The sequence below is a fragment of the Vibrio sp. 1978 genome (assembly GCF_033344345.1).
Genome location: NZ_JAWPOP010000480.1, coordinates 1 through 689 on the forward strand (window position 1 = coordinate 1; position 689 = coordinate 689).

The 689-nt window shown below is 40.9% G+C and carries 1 protein-coding gene; it reads left to right on the plus strand.

The genetic code is table 11. The annotated features are described in order from the left end of the window. Positions 1-508: hypothetical protein (locus R8N49_RS27330; protein ID WP_318190477.1), on the plus strand; the 508-nt coding region annotated here is incomplete at its 5' end. Positions 509-689 lie beyond the last annotated feature (181 nt).

Sequence of the window (689 nt, forward strand, 5' to 3'; positions counted from 1 at the left end):
CATTGTAAAAGAGGCTCTTATCCTTCAATTACACTTCGTTAATATTGCTTACGAGAAGTACAACACAGAAGTAATTACAGCAGCAAAACGCTGCGCGCCAACAACTCATAGCAAAGATTTCGATGAAGCAATGCGTAGTATTAAGGCGCGTTTGTCTGGGCGCAAAGCGCACGCTGTGAAGGTTGCACGCTCGCTTATTATCGAAGATTACTTACCTAGTTTAAGCGACTCAAAAGAACTCAATATGAGCGTCAGAGAAGCGATTTCAGCAATCACAATTTCATGTGGTCGCTGTGTATCAAAAACAAAGTTGACAGGCTTATTTAATCGCTCTGGCGAGTCTCGTTACAGCCCGTTTTTTACTGATGAAAAATACAAAGAAAGCGTGCTATCTCACCCTCTTTTTGTGGCTCTTAAAAACGATATTTCAGAGCTAAATGCAGCCATTCCGCACACAACAAACCCAAAGCACGAACAGCTAATTAAACAGCTTGAACAATACAAGTAAATTCAGCAGTTTGTCATTACGATGATTAATTATTAATCTTTACGTAAGAGGTATTTCTTTAGCCAGCATAGATTTGTACCTACGTTCCGTAGTTTTCAAATCGCTGGCAAAGGGTAGGGTAAACCCTCCCTTTAATCCCTCCCCAAAGCACTGCCCTACTGGCAGCAAAACAAAAAACCAA